The organism is Ralstonia sp. 24A2, assembly GCF_051783885.1.
GTDB lineage: Bacteria > Pseudomonadota > Gammaproteobacteria > Burkholderiales > Burkholderiaceae > Ralstonia.
In genome coordinates this window covers 590,847-611,505 of record NZ_JBPVZD010000003.1, presented here as the reverse complement: position 1 = coordinate 611,505, position 20,659 = coordinate 590,847, and the positions used below count along the sequence as shown (strand labels likewise).

Genomic DNA, 20,659 nt, shown 5'->3' with positions numbered 1-20,659 from the left:
GGGTCAAGCAGGATACGCCCCGGTTTGCAGCGCTGTCGCCCGCTCGCTGCACATCTCCACAAGACGGTCGCGCAGCACGCGGCCCGCGCTGTCGAGGTCCGGCCGCGCAAAGAGCGCCAACTCCAACCCGCCAATCTCAGGAAAGCCATCGGCAGCGCCAAGGACGCGATGCCCCGGCTGCATGGTGCTGGCCGGCAGAAGGCTTACGCCCAGCCCCGCGCTGACGGCCGCGCACAGGCTTGCCAGGCTCGGGCTTGAATAGGTGATGCGCCACGCCTGGCCGAGCGATTCCAGCGCGTGCAGCATTTCCTGCCGATACAGCGCGCCCACCGGAAACACCACCAGCGGCAGCGCGGGCTGCGTTGGCCCGAGCGGCAGCGTGTGTGGCCGTTCCGCACTGTCGATCCAGCAAACCGGTTCTGCCCAGCGTGCATGGCAGTCGCTATCGGTGCCCCATTGCTTGACCAGCAACATATCCAGATCGCCATTGCGGTACAGCCGCAAGAGGTGGTGAGAGAGGCCGCTTTCCACCTCCAGCCGCAACCGCGGGCGCTCGCGCGCAAAGCTGGCGATGAGCGGCATCAGTGCGCCGCTGCCGAGGTCTTCCGGCACGCCCAGGCGCAGTACGCCCTCGGTGTGTTGCGGGCTGAGCGCCTCGCTGGCCTCGCCGGCCAGGCGCAGCAGGCGGCGTGCGTAGCCGAGCAGCCGGTCGCCTTCTTCGGTGGGCAGCACCTGCCGCTGGCTGCGGTCGAGCAGGCGGCAGTTCAGTTGTTGCTCCAGCCGCAGGATCTGCTGGCTCACCGTCGATTGCGTGAGGTGCAGATGCTCCGCCGCCCGTGTGAAGTTGCCGGTGTCGACCACCGTGACGAAGCTGCGCAGCAAGATCAGATCAATCATTTGATAACCCACTGATGTGCATTCAATCATTTAATTTGAACATACATCAGCGCGCAACCATAATCGGCCAGTTATTCCGATTGCCAGGAGGAAGCCGAGATGGCGTTGCGTGTCTGGAAGCGCTGGATGGTGACGATGTGTGCCGCTGGTGTCACAGCAGGTGCCACAACGGGTTGCGTTGCGGCCGGTGAACCGGCGTGGCTGCTCAATGCAGCAGCCAAGGGCGAGACAGCAAAGGTGGCCGAGCAACTCAAGCAGGGCGTATCGGTGGATGTGCGTGACGGCGGCAACAGCACGCCACTGCTGCTTGCTACGCAGGGCAATCACGTCGACACCGCCCGTGTGCTCATTGATGCCGGCGCAGACGTCAACGCCCAGAACAAGCGCCTGGACAGCGCCTATCTGCTGGCCGGTGCCGAAGGGCACCTGGACATCCTGCGCATGACGCTCAGCCACGGCGCCAACCTCAAAAGCACCAACCGCTACGGCGGCACCGCGCTGATTCCGGCTTGCGAGCGCGGCCATGTGGAGGTCGTCAAGACGCTGCTCGAAGCCGGCGTTGACCCCGATCACATCAACAACCTTGGCTGGACGGGCTTGCTTGAAGCCATCCTGCTCAGTGACGGCGGGCCGCGCCATCAGCAGATCGTCCGCCTGCTGATCGACCACGGTGCCAACGTCAACCTGGCCGACAACAAGGGCGTGACGCCGCTGCAGCATGCCCGAGAACGCGGCCAGAAGGCGATTGCCGACATGCTCGTTGCAGCCGGCGCCCGCTAAGCACCTTTCAGGATTCAGGAGATCACGATGTCCGATGAACAATACATGCGCGAGGCTGTGGAACTGGCCCGCGCCAACATCAACGCTGGCGGCGCGCCGTTCGGCGCCGTGCTGGTGCGCGACGGCAAAATCGTCGCCCGCGCCGTCAACGAGGTGCACACCACCAACGACCCGACCGCCCATGCCGAGATGCAGGCCATCCGCCAGGCCAGCCATCTGCTGGCCACGCCGGATATGAGCGGCGCCGTCATGTACGCCAGCGGCCATCCGTGCCCGATGTGCTTTGCGGCCATGCACCGCTGCGGCATCCGCGCGGCGTGCTTCGCTTATTCGAACGAGGACGGCGAGCCGTTCGGCATGTCCACCGCAGCCATCTATGACGAGCTGAAGCGAGAGCCGCAGGCGCGTGCGCTGCAGATGCGTTCACTGCGCCCCGCCGGCGAGCAGGGCCTGTACGAAACATGGAAGGCGCATCAATCGTGACCGAGGCGACTGCACAGCAGGTCGCGCCGGCCGCGTCCGCTGCATCGCCCGCGCGCGCCGATGCCGGCTGGATCGGCGTGCTGGTGGTGATTGTGCTTGGCCTGAACCTGCGCCCCATTCTCACGACCATCGGCCCGCTGCTGGCGGAGATTCGCGCGGGCACGGGGCTCAGCTTGCAAGGTGCGTCCCTGCTGACGGTGATTCCGGTGCTGTGCATGGGCAGCATCGCGCTGTTCCTGCCTTGGCTGGCGCGCTGGGTGAACGAGCATCGCGGCGTGACGTGCAGCCTGTTGGCGATTGCCGGTGCATGCCTGTGGCGGCTGTGGGCCGGTAGCGGCATCGCGTTGATCGCCAGTGCCGCGCTGGCTGGTACTGGCGTGGCCATCATCCAGGGACTGGTGCCGGGCATCATCAAGCGCTGGTTTCCGCAGCGCGTGCCGGTCACGCTGGGTTTGTATTCCGCTTCGCTCATGGCGGGCGGCGGCATGGCGGCCACGCTCAGCCCGCGCATTGCGCACGTGGCCGACTGGCACGTGGGCCTTGGCATCTGGGTGTTGCCGGCGCTGGCCGCACTGGTGTTGTGGGTGACTGCCCGCCCGCGCGAGGCGCTGCCAACCACGCAGCACGGGCCAGTGCTGAATTTCTTCGGCAATCGGCGCGCATGGCTGCTGGCCGTCTACTTTGGCGGCGCCAACGGCGGCTACACCAGCATGATTGCGTGGCTGCCAATGTTCTATCGCCAGCTCGGCTGGAGTGCGCAGGATGCCGGCGGCCTGATCGGCGTCATGACGATCTTCCAGGTGGCCGGCGCGTTTGGGGCGCCGTTGCTGGCGCGTCGCTGGAGCGATCGGCGCCCGTGGCTGCTGGCGGCGTTGTTCTCGCAACTGGTGGGGATGGCCGGCCTGCTGCTCGCACCGCAAGCCGGAACGGCGCTGTGGATCGCGCTGATCGGCTGCGGCCTGGGGTCGATGTTCTCGCTCTGCCTGACGCTCACGCTCGACCATCTGCCTGATGCGCGCGCTGCGGGTCATCTCGCGGCGTTCGTGCAAGGCATCGGCTTCATCATCACGGGGATCATTCCCTACGCAGTGGGCTGGCTGCGCGAATTGACGGGCGGCTTTCAGGTGCCGTGGCTGCTGCTTATTGCCATCGTGATCGCCGCCATGGTCGCAACGCTGCGCTTTGCGCCGGCCGGCTACGCCAGTGCCATGGGGCGTATCTAACGCGCCTCCTTTAACGCGCCTCCCGACCCCATCCCCACAAGGGCTTTCGGCGGTTTGCAAAAAAGTCTTGTAATGCGAATCATTCGCATTTATAGTTTGTCCATCGACAGTGTTGCAGCCGATGGACAAACCGCCAAGCGCAACCTGTCGAACCGAATTCCGCTGTGAGTGCGCTCGCCTGTCAGTGCAGGGCGCCCCAGCAACCGGTCTTTTGTGGGGACCGCTCTGACACACAGAGCGTTTGGCAGTAGCAAGCCGCCCGACAGTCGGGAAAGCACTCAGACCCCGCTTTCCCGACTGCGACTTTCCCGGGCCGCCAGCCATGCCGTCTTTTTTCGGAACCCCCGTCTGCACGATTGCGACGCCGCTTCCGGCCCTGCTGCGCTGTCTACGCTGTACTCCTAGCCTTACGCCCCCGAACGCCATGCCAAATTCGACCGACCTGCGCCGTGCTGGGCTCAAAGCCACGTCACCGCGCGTCAAGATTCTGGAAATTCTTGCTGCCGGCACGGACCACGGCCGTCACCTGAGTGCGGAAGACGTTTATCGCCAGTTGCTGACGTCGGATCTCGACATCGGTATCTCGACGGTCTACCGCGTGCTCAACCAACTGGTGGATGCCAGTGTGCTGCTGCGTCATACGTTCGAGGCCGGCCATGCGGTGTATGAGATCAACGAGGGTGCGCATCACGATCACCTGATCTGCATGTCGTGCGGCCGCGTGGAAGAGTTTCATGACGACGCCATTGAGGCGCGGCAGGAGCACGTGGCAAGTGAGCGTGGCTTTGTGCTGCGCGATCACGCGCTGGCGCTGTACGGTGTGTGCCCGGCGTGTCAGGCCAGTGCCGGTGCGCGGGACGCGGTTGGGCTGAATGCCTAGGGTGCACTTCACATGGATGTGACCCGCGCGTTTGGCCCAGTTACGCCCTGAAACATCATCGGCGAGATCGTGGCGAAACTCATCCGCTGCCGTGGGTTCCAACACATCGTGTTACCCAGGAGATGCCGATGCAACGCCGTCTGAAGTCCGAAGATGAACTCAAGACCCTGCTGGCCCGCTGCGTTCAGCAACATCCGGAATGCGCCAATTGCGAGTTGCGCACCATGTGCATTCACCGGCCCGATCACACCGGTTGCAACTGGAGTGCCGAATTCGATTTTCCAAGCGATGACGATGCCGCCGCCATTCGCGGCCTGTCGGTCGCCAAGCGTCTGCTGACGCGGGCGCGCACGCAATACAACGTGGTGGCGTAATGCTTGGGCGCTAGCCCTTCGCTAGCCCTTCGCTTGCCGGGCGATACGCTCGAGCAGTGCGCGGGCGCTTTCGCCGTGCCCTTGCTGTGCCAGCAGGCGCGCATTCAGCACGAGATTTTCCAGCACGAGTTTGGCAATGCTTGCCGTCAGCGAGACGATCACCTCGTCCTGGCTGAAGTGGGCATCTTCCATTTGCGTCAGCTGGCGCGAGACCAGCTTGCAGACCAGGTCGCGCAGCATCTGCTCGTCAAAGGGCAGGTTGGCGAAATCCACCGGGTCTTCCTTCTCGACTTCCGCAATCAACTGAACCAGCAGTTCTTCGGTCATGATGCGTCCCCCGTTCAGGTTAGGACCAGTCTACGCCTGCACCCCGCAAAAATAAAACGGGCCCGCATGGTGCGAGCCCGTAGGTGTTGTGACGTTGCGTCGGCGGCTATTTACGGCGCATGAAGTGGATTGGCTGTTCAACCGCAGCAGACGATGACGATTCGCCCGAAGAGCAACCGCTGCAGCCACTGCCGCATGCACTGCCTGAGAGCGGATCGGAGTGGCACGACGGCGACTCGCCCGGCGTGAGCAGACGCTGCCCGAAGGCGCGCATCCAGCTCGGCCGGGAGGGGCGATCACACCAGCCAGCCACACGCGCCATCGTGCGGGCGCGCGTGGCGGGCGCATAACGGCCCGTCAGCGACAACGCGCTCAGCGCCACGACCGTGGCGACGACGCCGGTTTCGACAATGTGATACACGCTCATGTCAGCACCCGTGCGATCTGGTAGGTGGCGAAAGCGGCCAGGTAGGCCAGCGCGAAGAGATAACCGGCCGTGCCTGCCATCACCTTCCACGAATTGGTCTCGCGGCGGATGGTGGCCAGCGTCGAGATGCATTGCGGCGCGTACACGTACCACGCCAGGAAGGCCAGTGCCGTCGCCAGCGACCATTGCTGCGCGATGATTGGCGCCAGTTGCGCAGCCGCATCCTCATGCGTGGCCGACAGCGAGTACACCGTTGCCAGCGCACCCACGGCCACTTCACGGGCGGCCATGCCCGGAATCAGCGCAATGCACATCTGCCACGTGAAGCCGATCGGTGCGAACACGACTTCCAGTGCGCGGCCGATCATGCCGGCAAAGCTGTAGTCGATGGCGGGCAAGGTGGCGTTGGCGGGCGGCGACGGGAATGTCGACAGGAACCACAGCACCACCATCATCTTCAGGATGACCGTGCCGATGCGGCGCAGGAAGATGCGCGCACGCTCGATCAAGCCGACGATCAGGTTGCGCACGCTGGGCAGGCGATACGACGGCAGCTCCAGGATGAGCGGGTGCTCGTTGCGATCGCGCTTGAGGTACTTGAGCACGTACGCCACGATCAACGCCGAGACGATGCCGGCCATGTACAGCCCGAACAGCACCAGCCCCTGCAGGTTGAACACGCCCCACACCTGTCGCACCGGAATGAACGCACCAATCAGCAGCGCATACACCGGCAGCCGCGCCGAACACGTCATCAGCGGTGCCACGAGAATCGTCACCAGCCGGTCGCGCGGGTCCTGGATCGTGCGCGTGGCCATCACGCCGGGGATCGCACAGGCAAAGCTGGAGAGCAGCGGAATGAACGAGCGCCCCGACAGCCCGGCACCCGCCATCAACCGGTCGAGCAGGAAAGCAGCGCGCGGCAGATAGCCGGATTCTTCCAGCGACAGGATGAAGAGGAACAGAATCAGGATCTGCGGCAGGAACACCAATACGCTGCCCGTGCCCGCGATGATGCCGTTGACCAGCAAGCTCTTGAGCATGCCGTCGGGCATGACCGTGCCGACCCACACGCCCACGGCTTCCACTGCGCCTTGAATGCCGTCCATGAGCGGTTGCGCCCAGGAGAACACTGCCTGGAACATGAAGAACATCAGCACGGACAGCAACAGCAGGCCCAGCACCGGATGCAGCACGATGCGGTCGAGCCGGTCGTCCAGCTCGGCGGTGCTGCGCGGCATGCTGACGGCAGCGTCCAGCAGGCGCTTGACCTCGACATGCGGGTCGGCACCGGCCGGCAGCCCTGCCGGCACGGCCGGCAATTGTTCATGATCGATATGCGTGACGAGGTCGGCTGCGCCATTGCGCTTGATGGCCACGGTCTGCACCACTGGCACACCCAGCGCGGCTTCCAGCTTGGCGCGGTCGATGCGGATGCCGCGCCGTTCGGCCGCATCCACCATGTTCAGTGCCAGCACCATCGGCAGGCCCAGGCGTTGCAGCTCAAGCACGAAGCGCAGGTGCAGGCGTAGGTTGGTGGCATCCACCACGCAGATCAACATGTCGGGGCGCGGCTCGCCACGGAACGTGCCCAGGCAGATATCGCGCGTGATGGCTTCGTCGGGGCTGGTGGCGACCAGGCTGTAGGCGCCGGGCAGGTCGAGAATCTGCACGTGCCGGCCCGACGGTGCGGTGAAGCGGCCTTCCTTGCGCTCGACCGTCACGCCCGCATAGTTGGCCACCTTCTGGCGGCTGCCGGTCAGCAGGTTGAACAGCGCGGTCTTGCCGCAATTGGGATTGCCGACCAGGGCAACGCGCAATGCCGGCGAGGAAGAGGAGGCGGGAGAAGCGTGCATCTGCATGAAGACCGGATAAGCGGGGCCGGAAAGTGTCGGCGGCGGGCTACGCCGCCTCGCGCACCTGCGCGGGCGGGGCCGTCTCGGTGGCCGTTGTTGTGACATTCGCAGCCGGAGCGGCGGGTTGCGTGGCTGCTTCAGCGCGTACGCGAACGCGCGCGGCCTCTTGGCGGCGTAACGCAAAGCGCGTGAAGCCGACCTGCACGACCAGCGGGTCACCGCCGAACGGGCCCACGGCCACCACGCGCACCACTTCGCCCGTGACGAACCCGAGTTCGCGCAGGCGTTGGCTGATGGGATCGGCGGGCTCACGGTCTTCAACGTGATCCACCACCGCCGTCGCCCGGCGGGAAAGCTCGGAAAGCCGCATCGTGCCTAGTCGTTAGCTTGATATTGCGTAAATGCGAATCGTTTTCATTATATCGCAACATCACGTGTGAAGGGCTGCGGCACGGGGTCGCCGGGATGGTTATTTCGGACGAGGGATTAACGCGGAGGAAGGGGCGTTGCGTTGAAGGCACAAAAAAAGCCGGGGTGCGCGCAAAACCGCTGCTGGGACCGGGTTTTTGCCAAATTACCCTATCCTGGGTATTGGCCGGATGGGGGTCATTGCCTATGCTTCAAGTGCGCTGAACTTCCCCGTTCAAAGCGTATTCTTGAAGCCACCGGATACCGCTATCCGGTGGTTTTTTCTTTGGTACGTGTCAAATGCAGGGTGACTCAGTCGCTGGCAATCGTGCCGCGGCCTTCGCTCTTGGCGCGGTAGCAGGCGGCATCTGCGCGCGCCAGGAAGGCACCGACATCCACGTCATCTGCCTGCAATTCCACCACACCCTGTGAGAGCGCAATCTCTGCCCGCGCCCCGGCAGCCAGCAGCGGCTGCCGTGCCAGTGCCGCGCGGATGCGGTCGGCAAACGTGACGGCAGCCTGCATGTCGCAATTGGGCAGGATGATCGCGAACTCGTCGCCGCCCAAGCGGGCCACATAGTCCTGCGTGCGCGTGTTCTGCACGACCAGCTCCGCTACGCCGCGCAGCACGTCGTCGCCGGCGGGATGGCCGTAGCGGTCGTTGATGATCTTGAAACCGTCCAGGTCGATCATGATGAGCGCCAGTGGGGCACGCGTGACGGGGTTGCCGCCACGGTGGGCTTCGACCTGCGCGCGCAGGGTCGCATCAAAGCCGCGGCGGTTTAGCAGGCCGGTCAGCACATCGTGCGTGGCGTCCCAGGAGATGCGCTGCACGGTCTCGCGCGTGGCCGACACATCGCGCAGCACCAGTACGCCGCTGCCCGACGTGCCCGGCAGCGGGCCCCATGACAGCTCCACATCGTGCTGGCGCCCATCGTGGCGCTCCAGCCGCAGGCTGCCCGAGAGCGTACCGCCCGAGCGCAGCAGTTGTGTGGGGATGACGCGCCTGCCGCTGTCGTGCTCCATCAGGTGTAGCAGGCGGTTGATCGATTGGCCGACTGCGCGCGCAGGGTGCGTGCCGACAAGCGTTTCAATGGCACGGCTGGCGTGGGTGACGATGCCGTCGCCGTCGATCGTGAGCAGCGGCTCCTGAATGGCGTCGAGCACCAGCAGCGCGGCGCGTACCTCTTGTTCGAGCGCTTCCTTGGCGCGTTGCTCGCGCGTGCTATCGACCACGGCGACGATCCACCCGGCCAGCGGTGCACCCGCCCCGCCGATGGGGCGTGCCGTCAGCAGCACCGCGCCAATACCTGCACCTTGCCCCGTGGTGATCACCACCGGCTGATCCGCCAGCACCAGCGGCGCGCGTGGCAGATGGGCAAGCGCGGTGGCCACGGCCTGCGCCGCGGGCGAAACCGGGTCCCCTGCCTTGGCCTGCAACGCCAGGCTGATGGCCTGTGCGCTCGTGCCCAGCAACCGTTCGAAACGCACGTTGGCAAACGGCACCGACAGCGCGCGATCCAGAAACGCCAGCCCGACCGGGGCCTGCTCGGCCAACCCGCGGAAGAATGCGACGTCCTGCTCGCTGACCTCCAGCGCCTGGTCCCAATACCTGGCGAGGTGGCCGACACGCACGGCTAGCGCGCCTACCTCGGTGGCCGGGTCGAACGTGGAGACCTTTGCGTCCGCCAATTCGCCCAGGCGCGTGAGCGGGCCGGGCGAGTGGGCATCGTGCAAGGGGGGGCGGCCGGAGGCGGGCGCAACCGGATGGATTGGCAAGCCGCCTTCCACCTCGTGGCGCAGCCGCTCCAGCGGGCTGACCGCGCGCTCGATCCAGAACCAGGCGAACAGCAGGCAGACGGCCCCAAAGGCGATGCCGGCGGCGATGAGCGTACGCGTCGTACGTGCCGCGCCAGCGTAGGCCTCCTGCGCTGGCCACCAGACACCCACGCTCCAGGGCACGGCATTCAGCCGGCGATAGCCGACGATGACGGGTGCGTGCCCCGGCGGGGTGAATTCAGCGCCCTGGCTCCAGCCCTGCGCGAGCGAACGCGCAGAAGTGGGCAGGGCGGCCAGATCCGGCGCTTGCTGCAGCAGGCGCGAGCGATCCGGCGCGACAATATATTTGCCTCCTTCCGACACCACCACCAGACGCCCGGTGCGCCCCATCCGGACGGCTTCCAGATCGGCGAGCATCGGATTGCGCGACAGCTCGATTGAGCCGATCACCAGCCCCGCAAAGTTACTGCCGTTGCCATGCAGCGGTACCGCAAACGAGGCCACCGGGCGCTTGCCCGCCGGCGCCAGGAACGGCTCGGGCATGTAGAGCCGGTGTGTGTCTCGCACGGTCTTGAAGATGGGGTGGTCGGCCATGTTGTCGCCGCGTCGTTCTGGCAGCGCTGGCGCGTCGGCCAGGATGGTGCCGTCGGCGCCGACCACCAGGACGTTGTCAAACGCGCCGCGCAGGTCGGGGTGGGTGTCGAGCCAGGCCTGGCCGTCGGCTGGCTTGCGCAGGTCGCTGACGCCCTCGGCGGCGGCAGAGAGGCGGTCGATGATGCCGGCCAGCCGCGCGTCGATCGGGCGGGCCGCTTGCGACATCGCCTGGTCCAGGCGGTTGTCGATCTCCTGTCGTGTGTCGTCGTAAACCGTGGAGACGGTCACCCCAATCAACCCCGCAAACGGCACCAGCGCGGCGAACACCACGCCCGGCAGTAGGCGGAACAACAGGCGGCGTGGGGCGGTAGGCGGGGGTGTGTTTGGCATGTGCCCGGATTTTAGAGCGAGTTGGCGCCGTGGAAACCCCGAAACGTCAATAAAACCGCCTAGATTGCAACAGTTGCGTACACACTTTCCACAAGTTGCGTGCGATAGGAATTGCAAGCAAAATGCTTGCGCACTGCGTCAGCCGTCAGCCGGCACGATGCCGCAACTGCATCGTGTGCCTTGGCGTACGGCCTCTGAGCCGCATGTCGTGTAGTCACTGAGGTGCAGCCGCAGAGTGCATCCGCTCTCCACACCAAGGCTCTACCGGTCATTCAAGTGCCGAAGCACGCTTTTTTTCCCTCCACGCTGCGCGGCCGTTTGCTTGCACTGGCTGCGGTGGCCGCCTTGCCGGCCATCATCGTGGCGATTGCCGGCGTGGCGCTCTACCGTGACCGGCTCAACGACCATCTTGCCCAGCGCCTGACCCACGAAACCGAGTCCGCCGCCGCGCGTGTCGGGATGGTGCTGTCCAATGCCAACGAACTGCTCTCCGTGCTGGTGGCCGACGATTCGGCGCTGCGCATGGACCAGCAGGAATGCAGCCGCTTCGTCAACCGCGTCTTCCATAACCAGAGCGAGCTTTCCAACCTTGGCGTGATCGACGCGCATGGCAAGCTGGTGTGCACGCCCGATCCGGCCAATCTCGGGATCGATGTGTCGGATCGTGAATATGTGCACGAGATCCTGGCGACTGGCCAGCCGGCGCTATCGACATTCGTCATCGGGAAGGCGTCCAACCAGGCCGTGATCGTTTCGGCGCGGCCGATGGTGGCCAGCGATGGCGCCATCCGGGGTGTGGCCTATGCTGCCGTGCGGCAGAGTGCCCTGATTTCAGCAGCCTCCGGTGGTATGCCGGAGGCGCCGGTCTACCTGATCGACGCGTCCGGCAACGTGCTGTCGATCAACGCCACGATGACGCCTGGGCAGGCCCCCACGATTGCAAAGGGAACGCTCGTGGCCATGGCTGGCCAGCAGCCGGGCGACTCCGTACTGGTAGACGACGCCGACGGCGTGCGCCGCGCCTATGCAGCCATGGTGGTGCCGCATGCCGCCGCCGGGCGCCTGCGCATCGTGCGAGGGGTGGACGCGACCGACATTATTCGCCAGCAGCGTGATATCGCCCTGGCCGGCGGCGGCGCCATCCTGTTGATGATCGTGCTGCTGCTGGCGTTGATCCAGATGGCGATGCGGCGGCTGGTGCTGCCGCGCGTCGATGCGTTGGTGAATGCGGCGCGTCACTACGCAGCGGGCGACTTCTCCGCCCGGGTGGCCGAGCAGGGCACCACGCGCGATGAGCTGTCGTTACTCGAGCGCACCTTCAACGAAATGCGCGCCGCCATCCAGCGCCACGATGCCACCGTGCATCGCCTGACCGAACGTTTCCAGCGTGTGGCACGTGCCACCAACGACTGGATTTTCGACTGGGACATCGCTACCGGAGAGTCCTGGGCCAACGCCAGTCTGCACCGGCTGCTGGGCAGCGACGCGCTGCTCGGCCCGGGCGAGGACGACGGCATGGGCGGCGGCACCTCGCGCACGCTGACCTTCCACCAATTTGTGCATCCGGACGATGTGGACGCGTTCGGCCAGCAACTGCGTGCAGTACTGCATTCGGATCAGGACAGCTGGCACCGCGTTTGCCGCGTGATTGACGCCAACCGCGCCACGCGCACCGTGGAGATCCGCGCCAGCATCTATCGCGGCAAGGATGGCCGTGCCGTGCGCATGGTGGGCGGCGTGAGCGATATCTCGCAGCGCTCGGCCATGGAGCAGGAGCTGCGAGCGAGCGAGGCCAACCTGAGCGTGGCCGAGCAGATCGCGCAACTCGGCAGCTGGCGCTGGGACGTGCTGCGGGATTCCACTACGTGGTCTTCCGGCATGTACGTGTTGACCGGCGTGCCGGCGGGGGTGCCGCCCACCTTTGCGCAGCAATCGCAGTTCTTTACCGCCGACAGCTTCAACCGCCTGCGCGAAGCCGCCAGCCATGCGGTGACCGAAGGCGAACCGTATTCGCTGGAGCTGGAGATGATCCGCCGTGACGGCGAGCACCGCTGGGTGCTCTCACGCGGCAACATCGAGCGCAATGAACGCGACGAGGTCGTGGCGCTCTTCGGCACCATGCAAGACATCACCGAGCGCCGCGACTCCGACGAGCAGCTGCGCCTGCTGCGCCGCGTGGTCGAATCGGTGCCCTCGGGTATTGCCGTGGCGGACGCACAGCAACCGGACATGCCGCTGGTCTACGTGAACCCCGGTTTCGAGCGCATGACCGGCTACCGCGCCGAAGAGGTGCTTGGCCGCAACTGCCGCTTCCTGCATTCGTCCGAGCCGGGGCAGCCGGCGTTGAACGAGGTGCGCACCGCCCTGCGGGATGCCAGCGAGATTCGCGTGCTGTTGCGCAACTTCCGCAAGGATGGCCACGCGTTCCTGAACAACTTCCTGCTCTCGCCCGTGCGTGATGCCAAGGGCGCGGTCACGCACTACGTTGGCATTCAGGACGACGTGACCGAGCAGGAGATGACGCGCGCGCGCCTGGCGCAGCACGCCACGGTCGACCCGCTCACGGGCCTGCCCAACCGCACGCTGCTGGCCGACCGCGTGCAGCAGTCGGTAGAGATGGCCGCGCGCCAGCGCAGCCGCTTCTATGTGGCGCTGGTCAATATCGACCGCTTCAAGGTCATCAACGACAGCCTGGGTCATCTGCTGGGCGACGAGGTGCTGCGCCGCGTGGCCGAGCGCCTGCGCGATGCAGCCGACACGGTCGACACCGTGGCGCGCTTTGGCGGTGACGTGTTTGCGCTGGTGGTCTCGCATGCGGGCTCGCGCGGTGTGGATTTCGGCTTCGACCTGTTTGCCGAACCGATTCGTGTCGAAGGGCACGAGGTGTTCGTGACGGCGAGCATTGGCGTGGCGGAGTACCCCACGCACGGCACGGATGCCGACACCCTCATCCGCCATGCCGAGATGGCGATGTACTACGCCAAGCAGAACGGCCGCAACCGGTTGGAGTTTTTCGCACCCGAGATGGACATCGGTGTGTCGTACCGCTTGAATCTGGAACACCAGATCCGGGCTGCGCTGGAGCAGGGCCAGTTCCGCCTGCTGTATCAGCCGCAGATCGACACCAAGACCGGCCGCGTGTGCGGGCTGGAAGCGCTGATCCGCTGGATTCACCCGACGCGCGGGCTGCTGCCGCCGGCGGCGTTTATTCCGGTGGCCGAAGAGAGCGGTCTGATCGTCGACATCGGCAATTGGGTGCTGGCCGAGGCTGCACACCAGCGCGCTGAATGGCATGCACGTGGCCTGGCCGATGATCTGACGATTGCCGTGAACGTGTCGCCGCTGCAGTTCAAGCGCGGCACCGTGCTGCCGACGCTGCTCAAGCTGCAGCGCCAGTATGGTCTGGGCTCGGGCTTTCTGGAGCTGGAGGTGACCGAGTCGATGCTGATGGAAGGCACCGAGCGCACCATTGAAGACCTGACGGCCATCCGCCAGCTTGGCGTGCGCATCGCCATCGATGATTTCGGTACTGGATATTCGAGCCTGGCGTATCTGAAGCGTTTGCCGATCGACCTGATCAAGATCGACCGCGCTTTCGTCAAGGACATCGACCGCGATTCCAACGACGCCGCCATCTGCACGACTGTGGTGGTGCTTGCCCACAATCTGGGTGTGAAGGTGTGTGCGGAAGGTGTGGAAGACCCCGCGCAGGCTGCCTTCCTGACGTCGCACCAGTGCGACGTGCTGCAGGGCTACTATTTCAGCGAGCCACTGCTGCCGGATGCGGTGGCAGCGCTGCTGGAGCGCGATACGCGCTTCACGGTCTAGCCGGGCAGGGCGCACGCAAGGTGCGCCCGCACTGCCATCACGCGCGGAATACCGCCACCGCGTGCTTCAGATCTTCCGATTGCCGTGCCAGCACCGAGGTGGCTGCCGCGGCTTCTTCCACCAGCGTGGCGTTCTGCTGCGTCACCCCATCAAGCTGTGAGACCGAGTCGTTGATCTGCGCAATGCCGCTGCTTTGCTCGCGCGAGCTGGCCGAGATTTCCGACATGAGCTGCGTGACGGTTTGCACCGATTGCACGATCTGCGTCATGGTGGCGCCGGCCTGGTGCACCAGTGCCACGCCATCGCGCACGGACTGATCCGACGCGCGAATAATCTCCTTGCTCTGTGCGGCGGCCTGCGCACTGCGTTGCGCGAGGCTGCGCACCTCGCCGGCCACCACGGCAAAGCCGCGGCCTTCTTCACCCGCGCGGGCGGCTTCCACTGCGGCATTGAGCGCGAGGATGTTGGTCTGGAAGGCGATGCTCTCAATGGTGGCGATGATCTCGGTCACGCGCTGGCTGTCAGCGCGGATGGCGTCCATGGTCTGCACGACGCGCTGCACGACTTGCCCCCCGTCGGCGGCGATGTGAGACGCCTGTTCAGCCAGCGCGCTGGCTTCGCGCGCGTGATCGGCATTCTGCGCAACCATGGACGTGAGCTCTTCCATGCTTGACGCGGTTTCTTCCAGCGCGGCGGCCTGCTGCTCGGTGCGGGCCGACAGGTCATGGTTGCCGGCGGAAATCTGCAGCGTGCTGTGGGCGACGTTGGTGGCGCCGTCCTGGATGTCGCGCACGATGGACGACAGGCTCGCGCGCATGGTGCCCATGGCGCGCATGACCTCGCCCAACTCATCGTTGGAGCGGACTTCTACCGTGGTGGTCAGGTCGCCCGCGGCCAGGCGCGTGGCCAGCGTGGCCGCTTCTTCCAGCGGGCGGATGAGCGTGCGCGCGAGCAACACGCCCGACATGGTCGCCAGCCCCGCGCAGCCCACACCGGTGAGCCACAGCCAGTCACGGCTGAGTACCAGCCATGTGGCGTTGTGCAGGTCCGCCGCTTCCAGCGCAATGTGCGCCCATAGCGTGCCGATCAGGATGGCCACGGCAATCAGGCTTTGCAGCCCGATGACCTTGAAGCGCAGGCTGTCGCGCTGGAACAGATTGACGGCACGTCGCCAGCCCGTGCGCAGGATGCGTCCGGCGCGCACGGTGTACGACGTGTCGCCTTCGTTGATGGCCGCGTAGGCACGCTGCGCGCGCGCAATCTGCGAGGGCGTGGCCATCGAGCGCACGGACGTATAGCCGACGACGTTGCTGCCCTGGAACACGGGCGTGACGTTGGCGAGCACCCAGTAGAAGCCGCCGTCCTTACGTCGGTTCTTGACGAAGCCGCGCCACGGCTTGCCGGCTTGCAGCGTGGTCCACAAGTCCGCAAAGGCGGCCTCGGGCATGTCGGGGTGCCGCACGAGGTTGTGCGGCGCGCCCACCAGCTCTTCCTGTGTGTAGCCGCTCACGCGCACGAACGCCGGATTGGCGAAGACGATGCGGCCTTTGAGGTCGGTGCGGGAGATGAGGTAGTCGGTGGGGGCGAGTGCGGTTTCGGCTTGGGTGACCGGGAGGTTCTTGCGCATGATGTGCCGCGCCTGATGGGCGCGCAGGTAGGCGGAAATCGGCTGAAATTGGCGGGAGTCCTCCTTTGCAACGGCACGCCTGGCGCGAGGCTAAAGGCCGAAATGTGACGCGGATTGATCCAGATCAAATGGGCGGGTGGTACCTCACGCCGCCAAGAGCGGGCCTTGGCGGGCATAGCCATTGCTAAATTGAGGGCGACGCGGGCGCAACCGTTGGAGACGGAGGAGCAAGGTGGTCAAGATCTGTGGAGACGTGGAGATCGTCCCTCGGGTGATCCCGGCGGGCGAGCGCGGCTGGGAGGCCCGGATCGATGTGGTCTTTCGCAGCGCGGAGGGGCCGTCACTGACAGGCTCGCAGCCCGTGCTGCCGGGGTGCACGTTCGGCTCACCGCGTGAGGCAATGGATGCCGCGCTGTTGTATGGGCAGCGCGTGCTGGGTGACTGGGTGCGCGGCGCGGCTTGACCGCACCGGCCCGAACGTCAGATGGGTTTAGAGGCGCTCTTGCGCCTTGCGCTGCTCGCGCGTGAGTCCGGCTGTCCAGTAGCCTTTGGCATCGATGGCGTCGCGCGGCACCGCCCAGGTGCCTTCGAGCAACGTGCGCACCTGCCTGAGTAGCGACGCCTCACCTGCCAGGAAGACTTGCGGCGTGCCTGTCGGCAGCTGTTGCGCACTCAGCGCACCCACCACCATGGCGCCGGCGTGTGCCGTATCAGCTTCGACCCAGTGGATGTCATGGCTGCGCGGGTGGCCGGCAAATGCACCTTCAAGCGGCAAGCGTGCACGGGCATCGCTGATGGCGATAAAGGCATGGACGGGCGTGCGCTCGGGCAGGCTCTCCAGAATGGCGAAAATGGCCGGCAGCGCCGTTTCATCGCCCACCAGCAACGTCCACGGTGCAGTGGGATTCACCTGGAAGCCGCGCTTGGGGCCGGCAAATTCCACTTCATCGCCGGGGGCGGCGTGCTCCAGCCAGCGGGCGGCGGGGCCGTGCTGTGCCGCGGGCGTCTCGTCGTGCACGACAAAATCGACTTCCAGTTCAGCGCGCTCGGCGTGGTAGCGGCGGATGGTATAGGCGCGGCCCAGCATGCGATCGGCTGCTCCGTTCGCGTTGAGCGGAAACATCAGTTTGATCGCGGCGCCTGGCGACATGTCGGCCAGATCAGTCAGGTCGGTCGGCGAGACACCGGTAAAGACCACACGGCGCATGCGGGGCGACAACGTATGGATGGCGTGCACGCGCACACGGCGCGTGGCGGGTTTGAGGGGGCTAAGCAGCTGCGACATGAGACCTTGTGTGCGGTAGAAGGCAAACATAGTTGGGCTGCGGAAAAGAGGGTGATGGGCTGCACGGGCGCAACTCAGGTGGCGACAGGCCACCCGGACCGCGCCGCGCGGTTCAGCGCTCTCCGGTGATTTCCTTGAGGGCGCGCAGCAGGATGTCTGCCACGCGTTGTTGCTCTTCGCGCGAGGCGAAGCGTTTTTCCATGATGGCGAACTTCAGGCGCCAGCGTGCGGTGCGCAGCGGGTCGTTGCCGGTGTCGGCCCATTCGGCCGAGCCGTCGGTTTCGCGGTCGAACGCCATGGCTTCATTCATGCGCTTGACGCGTTCCCCCATGGCGCGCAGTTGCGCGAGGATGGCGTCTGCACTGTGCTGGCGCTCGGCCAGCCAGGCAACGCCCTCGGGCGTGATGCCGTAGCGCTTCTTGTTGCCCTCGGCCGTTACGGAGGCGAAGCCGTGGTCTTCCAGGTACGACAGCGCCGGGTACACCATGCCGGGGCTCGGCGTATAGAAGCCCAGCGAGTGCTCTTCCACCGCCTTGATCAGTTCATAGCCGTGGCGTGGGGCACTCTTGAGCAACGCCAGCAGCACGAGCTGCAAATCGGCCGAGCTCAGCCGGCGTCCGCGCCAGGGGCTGCTGCCGCCTTCGTCGTCGCCCTCACCGTAGCCGCCGGGGCCGCCGAAACCACCCATGCCGCCCATTCCACGGCCAAAACCACCGCGGCCGTGGTCGTGACGGCCCATCACCATGAAATGCTTTTCCATCCACATTTTGTGGTGGCGTCCAAACCATCCGTGCATCGTCACTCTCCTGCAAAACATCATTCGATATATCTTAAGATACATCGAATGATAGTGGCGACCGTCCTGAAGTCAAGGACGAGGGCGAAAAAAGTTTGAGGAGCAGGGCGTTCAGGTTGCGGCTTTGTCGCTGCCCACCATGGCCGCGTGCACCAGCCAGCGCCGTACGACCTGTTCTTCTTCGGGCGTGAAGCCTTCGAGCAGCTCCCGTTCAATGCCGCCGGAGCGCTTTCGGCAGGCGGCCAGCACGGCTGAGCCTTCCGGCGTCACGTCGATGTGCTGGATGCGGCCGTGCACGGCATGCGGCCGGCGCGTGATGGCGCCGCTGCGTTCCAGGTTGGCGACGATCACACTCACGGTTTGCGGGGTCAGCATGGCCAGTCGGGCGAGGTCGGCATTCGAGACGCCGGGGTAGGCGCGGATCATGGTCAGCACCAGGAACTGCGGCAGCGTGACACCAACGTCGGTCATGGCGCGTTCCATGCGCAGGCGGTGCGCGGCGCTGGCCTGGCGCAGCAGGTAGCCCAGATAGCCTTCTTCACCGCGTTTGCCCTGACCGGGCTCGGGAATGAGGGGGGTGTCCAACTCGTTGCCCACGTTTGTGGCAGGGGCGCGCTTGCTCATGATGTCAGAGTTCGAATATGATGTTCGAGCACTGATATTAACACTCTTACAACGTCGTCCCTCAAAACAGGAGTTGGACATGCACGATCTCTCGCCTCGCATGGAGTACTCGGAATTTGTCGAAACCGCCGGCGGTGTGTCGGCTGCATTGCAGGCGCTTGGCAAGGCGGTGGACGCCTCCGGGTTGGAAAAGCCGCTGACCGAGCTCATCAAGGTGCGTGCCTCCCAAATCAATGGCTGCGCGTTCTGCGTGCAGTTCCACCTGAATCTGTCGCGCAAGCTGGGGGTGGCGTCGTCCAAGCTGGATCTGGTTGCCGTGTGGCGCGATACGCCGGCGGTGTTCACCCCGCGCGAGCGCGCCGCGCTGGCCTGGACAGAAGCACTGACCTCGCTGGCACGGGCAACCGACCACGGTGTGGAAGACCACGCGTATGACGCCGTGTGTGAACAGTTCTCCAAGACCGAGGTGGCCTTCCTCACGGCCGCCATCGCCAATATCCAGGCGTGGAACCGCATTGCCGTGTCGTTGCGCTTTGCGCCGCCGGTGCCCGCAACCGCCCCGGTTGCATCGCAGGAGGCATGACCATGGACACCATCCGCCCCGTTGAAGACGAAGCCGCGCTGCGTGCGTGCTTTCCCGTCATGCATCAGTTGCGGCCGCATCTGGCCGACGTCGATGAACTGGTCACACGCTGGCGCCGGCAGATCGAGCACGGCTATCGCCTCATCGCTGTCTGGCGCGACGGCACGCCCGTCGCGTTGGCCGGGTACCGGGTGCAGGAGAACCTGGTCTATGGACCGTTCCTGTACGTTGACGATCTGGTGACCAATGCCAACCTGCGCAGCAGTGGCCTGGGCAACCTGCTGATGGACTATCTGAAGGACGCGGCGCAGCGCCTGGGCTGCGTACGGCTGGTACTGGACACACCGTTGTCCAACGTGCTCGGCCACCGCTTCTACTACCGCAATGGGCTGCTGGCCGGTGCGCTGCGTTTCGGGTTCAACATACCGGCCGGGGGTGCCGCATGACGACATTGCTGCATGTGGCCGTGAGCCCGAGAGAAGGTCGATCGCACAGCCGGCGCGCAGCGCATCTGGTACTCGCGCAACTGGCCGAGGCCACCTCGGGCCTGCGCATCATCGAGCGCGATCTTACTGCAACGCCGCTGCCACATCCCGATGCCGCCTTCGTCGAGGCCAGCCTGATGCCCGATGCAGATCGCACGAACGCACATCATGCCGAACTGGCGTTGTCCGAGACGCTGATCGGTGAACTGGAGGCGGCGGATGCCGTGCTGATCTCCACGCCAGTGCACAACTACACGGTGCCGTCGTCGCTGAAGGCGTGGATTGACCTGGTGGTGCGGCCCGAGCGCACGTTCCGCCGGACGCCAAAAGGGAAGGTCGGCGTGCTGGCGGATCGCTCGGTGCTGGTGGTGTCGGCATCGGGCGGCAACTTTGACGGCGACCATGCGCAGACGGATTTCCTCATGCCGTACTTGCGCTACGTGTTTGCCACGGTGGGCATCCAGCAGGTGGATGGCATCCGGTTGCAGAACACGGCGCGCGGCGCAGAGTCTGCTGCACAGGCGTTCGATGGATTCCGCCGGGAGCTGGCTGAGCGCATGCTGCTGATGCCGCTCGTGGCCTGAGTCGTTCTCAAAAAAAGGCCGGCGCATGGCCGGCCCGTCGTTGCATCAGCACCTGCGGCCCGGGGGGCAGTTGTGGATGCGGTTCTTGTTGCGGTCCCAGCCGCCTTGTCGCATCTCCCAGCCGTGGCGGCCGTGCACCCAATGCGGCGCCCGCCAATGTTGGCCAGGACGCCCGCGCATCTGATGGCCAGGACGCCAGACATAGCGGTTGCCGTGCCATTGCCAGTAACCCGGCGCCCATACGTAGCCTGGCGGCATTCTTGGAATCCGCTCGTGGCGCGGTGGTGGCGGTGGGCCGACTCGCACGTGCACGGACACCTGCGCCTGTGCAGGTAACGTGATCGAACCAAGCGCGCCCGCGACTGCCAGGCAGATGCCGAGCATCCATGCACTCTTCTTCATGTGGGGATCCTCGCGAAGTGATGTTGG

General features: G+C 65.5%; 21 protein-coding genes. 10 read left to right on the top strand and 11 right to left on the bottom strand.

Going from position 1 to position 20,659, the window contains the following annotated elements; translation table 11 throughout:
• Nucleotides 1–3: 3 nt before the first annotated feature.
• On the bottom strand, nucleotides 4–897 hold the full coding sequence (locus tag ACS13N_RS20220) for a LysR family transcriptional regulator (protein WP_438933394.1): 894 nt from the start codon (nucleotides 895–897) through the stop codon (nucleotides 4–6).
• 99 nt (nucleotides 898–996) lie between these two features.
• Between ACS13N_RS20220 and ACS13N_RS20215 the strand changes: the two genes are divergently transcribed.
• The 5 genes from ACS13N_RS20215 to ACS13N_RS20195 all read left to right on the top strand — a co-directional run bounded on the left by ACS13N_RS20215 (nucleotide 997) and on the right by ACS13N_RS20195 (nucleotide 4,637).
• On the top strand, nucleotides 997–1,677 hold the full coding sequence (locus ACS13N_RS20215; RefSeq protein WP_438933393.1) for an ankyrin repeat domain-containing protein: 681 nt from the start codon (nucleotides 997–999) through the stop codon (nucleotides 1,675–1,677).
• A 27-nt stretch (nucleotides 1,678–1,704) separates the two neighbouring features.
• Nucleotides 1,705–2,160 carry a nucleoside deaminase gene (locus ACS13N_RS20210; protein ID WP_438933392.1) on the top strand — a complete coding sequence of 152 codons (456 nt, stop codon included), beginning with the start codon at nucleotides 1,705–1,707 and terminating at the stop codon, nucleotides 2,158–2,160.
• Nucleotides 2,139–3,383 (top strand): CynX/NimT family MFS transporter, encoded by a 1,245-nt coding sequence (locus tag ACS13N_RS20205; RefSeq protein ID WP_438933391.1) that lies wholly within the window; start codon nucleotides 2,139–2,141, stop codon nucleotides 3,381–3,383. Before ACS13N_RS20210 ends, ACS13N_RS20205 begins: the two co-directional genes overlap by 22 nt.
• A gap of 424 nt (nucleotides 3,384–3,807) precedes the next feature.
• Nucleotides 3,808–4,263 carry a ferric iron uptake transcriptional regulator gene (gene fur / locus ACS13N_RS20200; protein ID WP_438933390.1) on the top strand — a complete coding sequence of 152 codons (456 nt, stop codon included), beginning with the start codon at nucleotides 3,808–3,810 and terminating at the stop codon, nucleotides 4,261–4,263.
• Between the two features lie 128 nt (nucleotides 4,264–4,391).
• The gene (locus ACS13N_RS20195; protein WP_438933389.1) at nucleotides 4,392–4,637 is read left to right on the top strand and encodes a hypothetical protein; all 246 of its coding nucleotides are present in this window, start codon (nucleotides 4,392–4,394) and stop codon (nucleotides 4,635–4,637) included.
• Nucleotides 4,638–4,658: 21 nt separating this feature from the next.
• Here the strand turns inward: ACS13N_RS20195 and ACS13N_RS20190 are convergent, their stop codons facing one another.
• From ACS13N_RS20190 to ACS13N_RS20170, 5 genes are all read right to left on the bottom strand, one after another.
• Complete coding sequence (locus ACS13N_RS20190; protein WP_021192985.1) at nucleotides 4,659–4,964, bottom strand: hypothetical protein; 306 nt, start codon at nucleotides 4,962–4,964, stop codon at nucleotides 4,659–4,661.
• Between the two features lie 106 nt (nucleotides 4,965–5,070).
• Entirely contained in the window at nucleotides 5,071–5,391 is a 321-nt protein-coding gene (locus tag ACS13N_RS20185; RefSeq protein WP_438933388.1) for a DUF6587 family protein, read from the bottom strand.
• The gene (gene feoB / locus ACS13N_RS20180; protein ID WP_438933387.1) at nucleotides 5,388–7,253 is read right to left on the bottom strand and encodes a ferrous iron transport protein B; all 1,866 of its coding nucleotides are present in this window, start codon (nucleotides 7,251–7,253) and stop codon (nucleotides 5,388–5,390) included. Before feoB ends, ACS13N_RS20185 begins: the two co-directional genes overlap by 4 nt.
• 40 nt (nucleotides 7,254–7,293) lie before the next feature.
• The gene (locus ACS13N_RS20175; protein WP_039597926.1) at nucleotides 7,294–7,617 is read right to left on the bottom strand and encodes a FeoA family protein; all 324 of its coding nucleotides are present in this window, start codon (nucleotides 7,615–7,617) and stop codon (nucleotides 7,294–7,296) included.
• Nucleotides 7,618–7,967: 350 nt separating this feature from the next.
• Nucleotides 7,968–10,418 (bottom strand): sensor domain-containing diguanylate cyclase, encoded by a 2,451-nt coding sequence (locus tag ACS13N_RS20170; RefSeq protein ID WP_438933386.1) that lies wholly within the window; start codon nucleotides 10,416–10,418, stop codon nucleotides 7,968–7,970.
• 276 nt (nucleotides 10,419–10,694) lie between these two features.
• On the opposite strand from ACS13N_RS20170, the gene ACS13N_RS20165 reads away from it, so the two are divergent.
• The gene (locus tag ACS13N_RS20165; protein WP_438933385.1) at nucleotides 10,695–14,246 is read left to right on the top strand and encodes an EAL domain-containing protein; all 3,552 of its coding nucleotides are present in this window, start codon (nucleotides 10,695–10,697) and stop codon (nucleotides 14,244–14,246) included.
• A gap of 37 nt (nucleotides 14,247–14,283) precedes the next feature.
• Here ACS13N_RS20165 and ACS13N_RS20160 read toward each other — a convergent pair whose 3' ends face one another.
• A complete protein-coding gene (locus tag ACS13N_RS20160) occupies nucleotides 14,284–15,873 on the bottom strand; it encodes a methyl-accepting chemotaxis protein (protein ID WP_438933384.1) in 1,590 nt (529 codons plus the stop codon).
• A 232-nt stretch (nucleotides 15,874–16,105) separates the two neighbouring features.
• Between ACS13N_RS20160 and ACS13N_RS20155 the strand changes: the two genes are divergently transcribed.
• Entirely contained in the window at nucleotides 16,106–16,336 is a 231-nt protein-coding gene (locus ACS13N_RS20155) for a hypothetical protein (protein WP_039600801.1), read from the top strand.
• Nucleotides 16,337–16,363: 27 nt separating this feature from the next.
• Here the strand turns inward: ACS13N_RS20155 and ACS13N_RS20150 are convergent, their stop codons facing one another.
• The 3 genes from ACS13N_RS20150 to ACS13N_RS20140 all read right to left on the bottom strand — a co-directional run bounded on the left by ACS13N_RS20150 (nucleotide 16,364) and on the right by ACS13N_RS20140 (nucleotide 18,578).
• Nucleotides 16,364–17,188 (bottom strand): siderophore-interacting protein, encoded by an 825-nt coding sequence (locus ACS13N_RS20150; RefSeq protein ID WP_438933383.1) that lies wholly within the window; start codon nucleotides 17,186–17,188, stop codon nucleotides 16,364–16,366.
• Nucleotides 17,189–17,270: 82 nt separating this feature from the next.
• The gene (locus tag ACS13N_RS20145) at nucleotides 17,271–17,954 is read right to left on the bottom strand and encodes a PadR family transcriptional regulator (protein WP_438933382.1); all 684 of its coding nucleotides are present in this window, start codon (nucleotides 17,952–17,954) and stop codon (nucleotides 17,271–17,273) included.
• Between the two features lie 111 nt (nucleotides 17,955–18,065).
• Nucleotides 18,066–18,578 carry a MarR family winged helix-turn-helix transcriptional regulator gene (locus ACS13N_RS20140; protein ID WP_438933381.1) on the bottom strand — a complete coding sequence of 171 codons (513 nt, stop codon included), beginning with the start codon at nucleotides 18,576–18,578 and terminating at the stop codon, nucleotides 18,066–18,068.
• A 79-nt stretch (nucleotides 18,579–18,657) separates the two neighbouring features.
• Between ACS13N_RS20140 and ACS13N_RS20135 the strand changes: the two genes are divergently transcribed.
• The 3 genes from ACS13N_RS20135 to ACS13N_RS20125 are packed head-to-tail and all read left to right on the top strand — an operon-like array spanning nucleotide 18,658 to nucleotide 20,230.
• Complete coding sequence (locus ACS13N_RS20135; RefSeq protein WP_438933380.1) at nucleotides 18,658–19,161, top strand: carboxymuconolactone decarboxylase family protein; 504 nt, start codon at nucleotides 18,658–18,660, stop codon at nucleotides 19,159–19,161.
• Nucleotides 19,158–19,607, top strand: a complete 450-nt coding sequence (locus ACS13N_RS20130) for a GNAT family N-acetyltransferase (RefSeq protein ID WP_438933379.1) — start codon at nucleotides 19,158–19,160, stop codon at nucleotides 19,605–19,607. Before ACS13N_RS20135 ends, ACS13N_RS20130 begins: the two co-directional genes overlap by 4 nt.
• Complete coding sequence (locus tag ACS13N_RS20125) at nucleotides 19,604–20,230, top strand: FMN-dependent NADH-azoreductase (RefSeq protein WP_438933378.1); 627 nt, start codon at nucleotides 19,604–19,606, stop codon at nucleotides 20,228–20,230. The genes ACS13N_RS20130 and ACS13N_RS20125 overlap by 4 nt, the downstream gene beginning before the upstream one ends.
• Before the next feature lie 45 nt (nucleotides 20,231–20,275).
• Here the strand turns inward: ACS13N_RS20125 and ACS13N_RS20120 are convergent, their stop codons facing one another.
• Entirely contained in the window at nucleotides 20,276–20,632 is a 357-nt protein-coding gene (locus ACS13N_RS20120; protein WP_438933377.1) for a YXWGXW repeat-containing protein, read from the bottom strand.
• Between the last annotated feature and the right edge of the window lie 27 nt (nucleotides 20,633–20,659).

Bases quoted from the DNA above. Each gene is read 5' to 3' on its own strand.
- ACS13N_RS20125 (WP_438933378.1), top strand. From the start codon at position 19,604: ATGACGACATTGCTGCATGTGGCCGTGAGCCCGAGAGAAGGTCGATCG.
- ACS13N_RS20205 (WP_438933391.1), top strand. From the start codon at position 2,139: ATGGAAGGCGCATCAATCGTGACCGAGGCGACTGCACAGCAGGTCGCG.
- ACS13N_RS20150 (WP_438933383.1), bottom strand. From the start codon at position 17,188: ATGTTTGCCTTCTACCGCACACAAGGTCTCATGTCGCAGCTGCTTAGC.
- ACS13N_RS20140 (WP_438933381.1), bottom strand. From the start codon at position 18,578: ATGAGCAAGCGCGCCCCTGCCACAAACGTGGGCAACGAGTTGGACACC.
- ACS13N_RS20195 (WP_438933389.1), top strand. From the start codon at position 4,392: ATGCAACGCCGTCTGAAGTCCGAAGATGAACTCAAGACCCTGCTGGCC.
- ACS13N_RS20210 (WP_438933392.1), top strand. From the start codon at position 1,705: ATGTCCGATGAACAATACATGCGCGAGGCTGTGGAACTGGCCCGCGCC.
- ACS13N_RS20215 (WP_438933393.1), top strand. From the start codon at position 997: ATGGCGTTGCGTGTCTGGAAGCGCTGGATGGTGACGATGTGTGCCGCT.
- ACS13N_RS20160 (WP_438933384.1), bottom strand. From the start codon at position 15,873: ATGCGCAAGAACCTCCCGGTCACCCAAGCCGAAACCGCACTCGCCCCC.
- ACS13N_RS20120 (WP_438933377.1), bottom strand. From the start codon at position 20,632: ATGAAGAAGAGTGCATGGATGCTCGGCATCTGCCTGGCAGTCGCGGGC.
- ACS13N_RS20170 (WP_438933386.1), bottom strand. From the start codon at position 10,418: ATGCCAAACACACCCCCGCCTACCGCCCCACGCCGCCTGTTGTTCCGC.
- ACS13N_RS20135 (WP_438933380.1), top strand. From the start codon at position 18,658: ATGCACGATCTCTCGCCTCGCATGGAGTACTCGGAATTTGTCGAAACC.
- ACS13N_RS20175 (WP_039597926.1), bottom strand. From the start codon at position 7,617: ATGCGGCTTTCCGAGCTTTCCCGCCGGGCGACGGCGGTGGTGGATCAC.
- ACS13N_RS20145 (WP_438933382.1), bottom strand. From the start codon at position 17,954: ATGCACGGATGGTTTGGACGCCACCACAAAATGTGGATGGAAAAGCAT.
- ACS13N_RS20130 (WP_438933379.1), top strand. From the start codon at position 19,158: ATGACCATGGACACCATCCGCCCCGTTGAAGACGAAGCCGCGCTGCGT.
- feoB (WP_438933387.1), bottom strand. From the start codon at position 7,253: ATGCAGATGCACGCTTCTCCCGCCTCCTCTTCCTCGCCGGCATTGCGC.
- fur (WP_438933390.1), top strand. From the start codon at position 3,808: ATGCCAAATTCGACCGACCTGCGCCGTGCTGGGCTCAAAGCCACGTCA.
- ACS13N_RS20185 (WP_438933388.1), bottom strand. From the start codon at position 5,391: ATGAGCGTGTATCACATTGTCGAAACCGGCGTCGTCGCCACGGTCGTG.
- ACS13N_RS20190 (WP_021192985.1), bottom strand. From the start codon at position 4,964: ATGACCGAAGAACTGCTGGTTCAGTTGATTGCGGAAGTCGAGAAGGAA.
- ACS13N_RS20220 (WP_438933394.1), bottom strand. From the start codon at position 897: ATGATTGATCTGATCTTGCTGCGCAGCTTCGTCACGGTGGTCGACACC.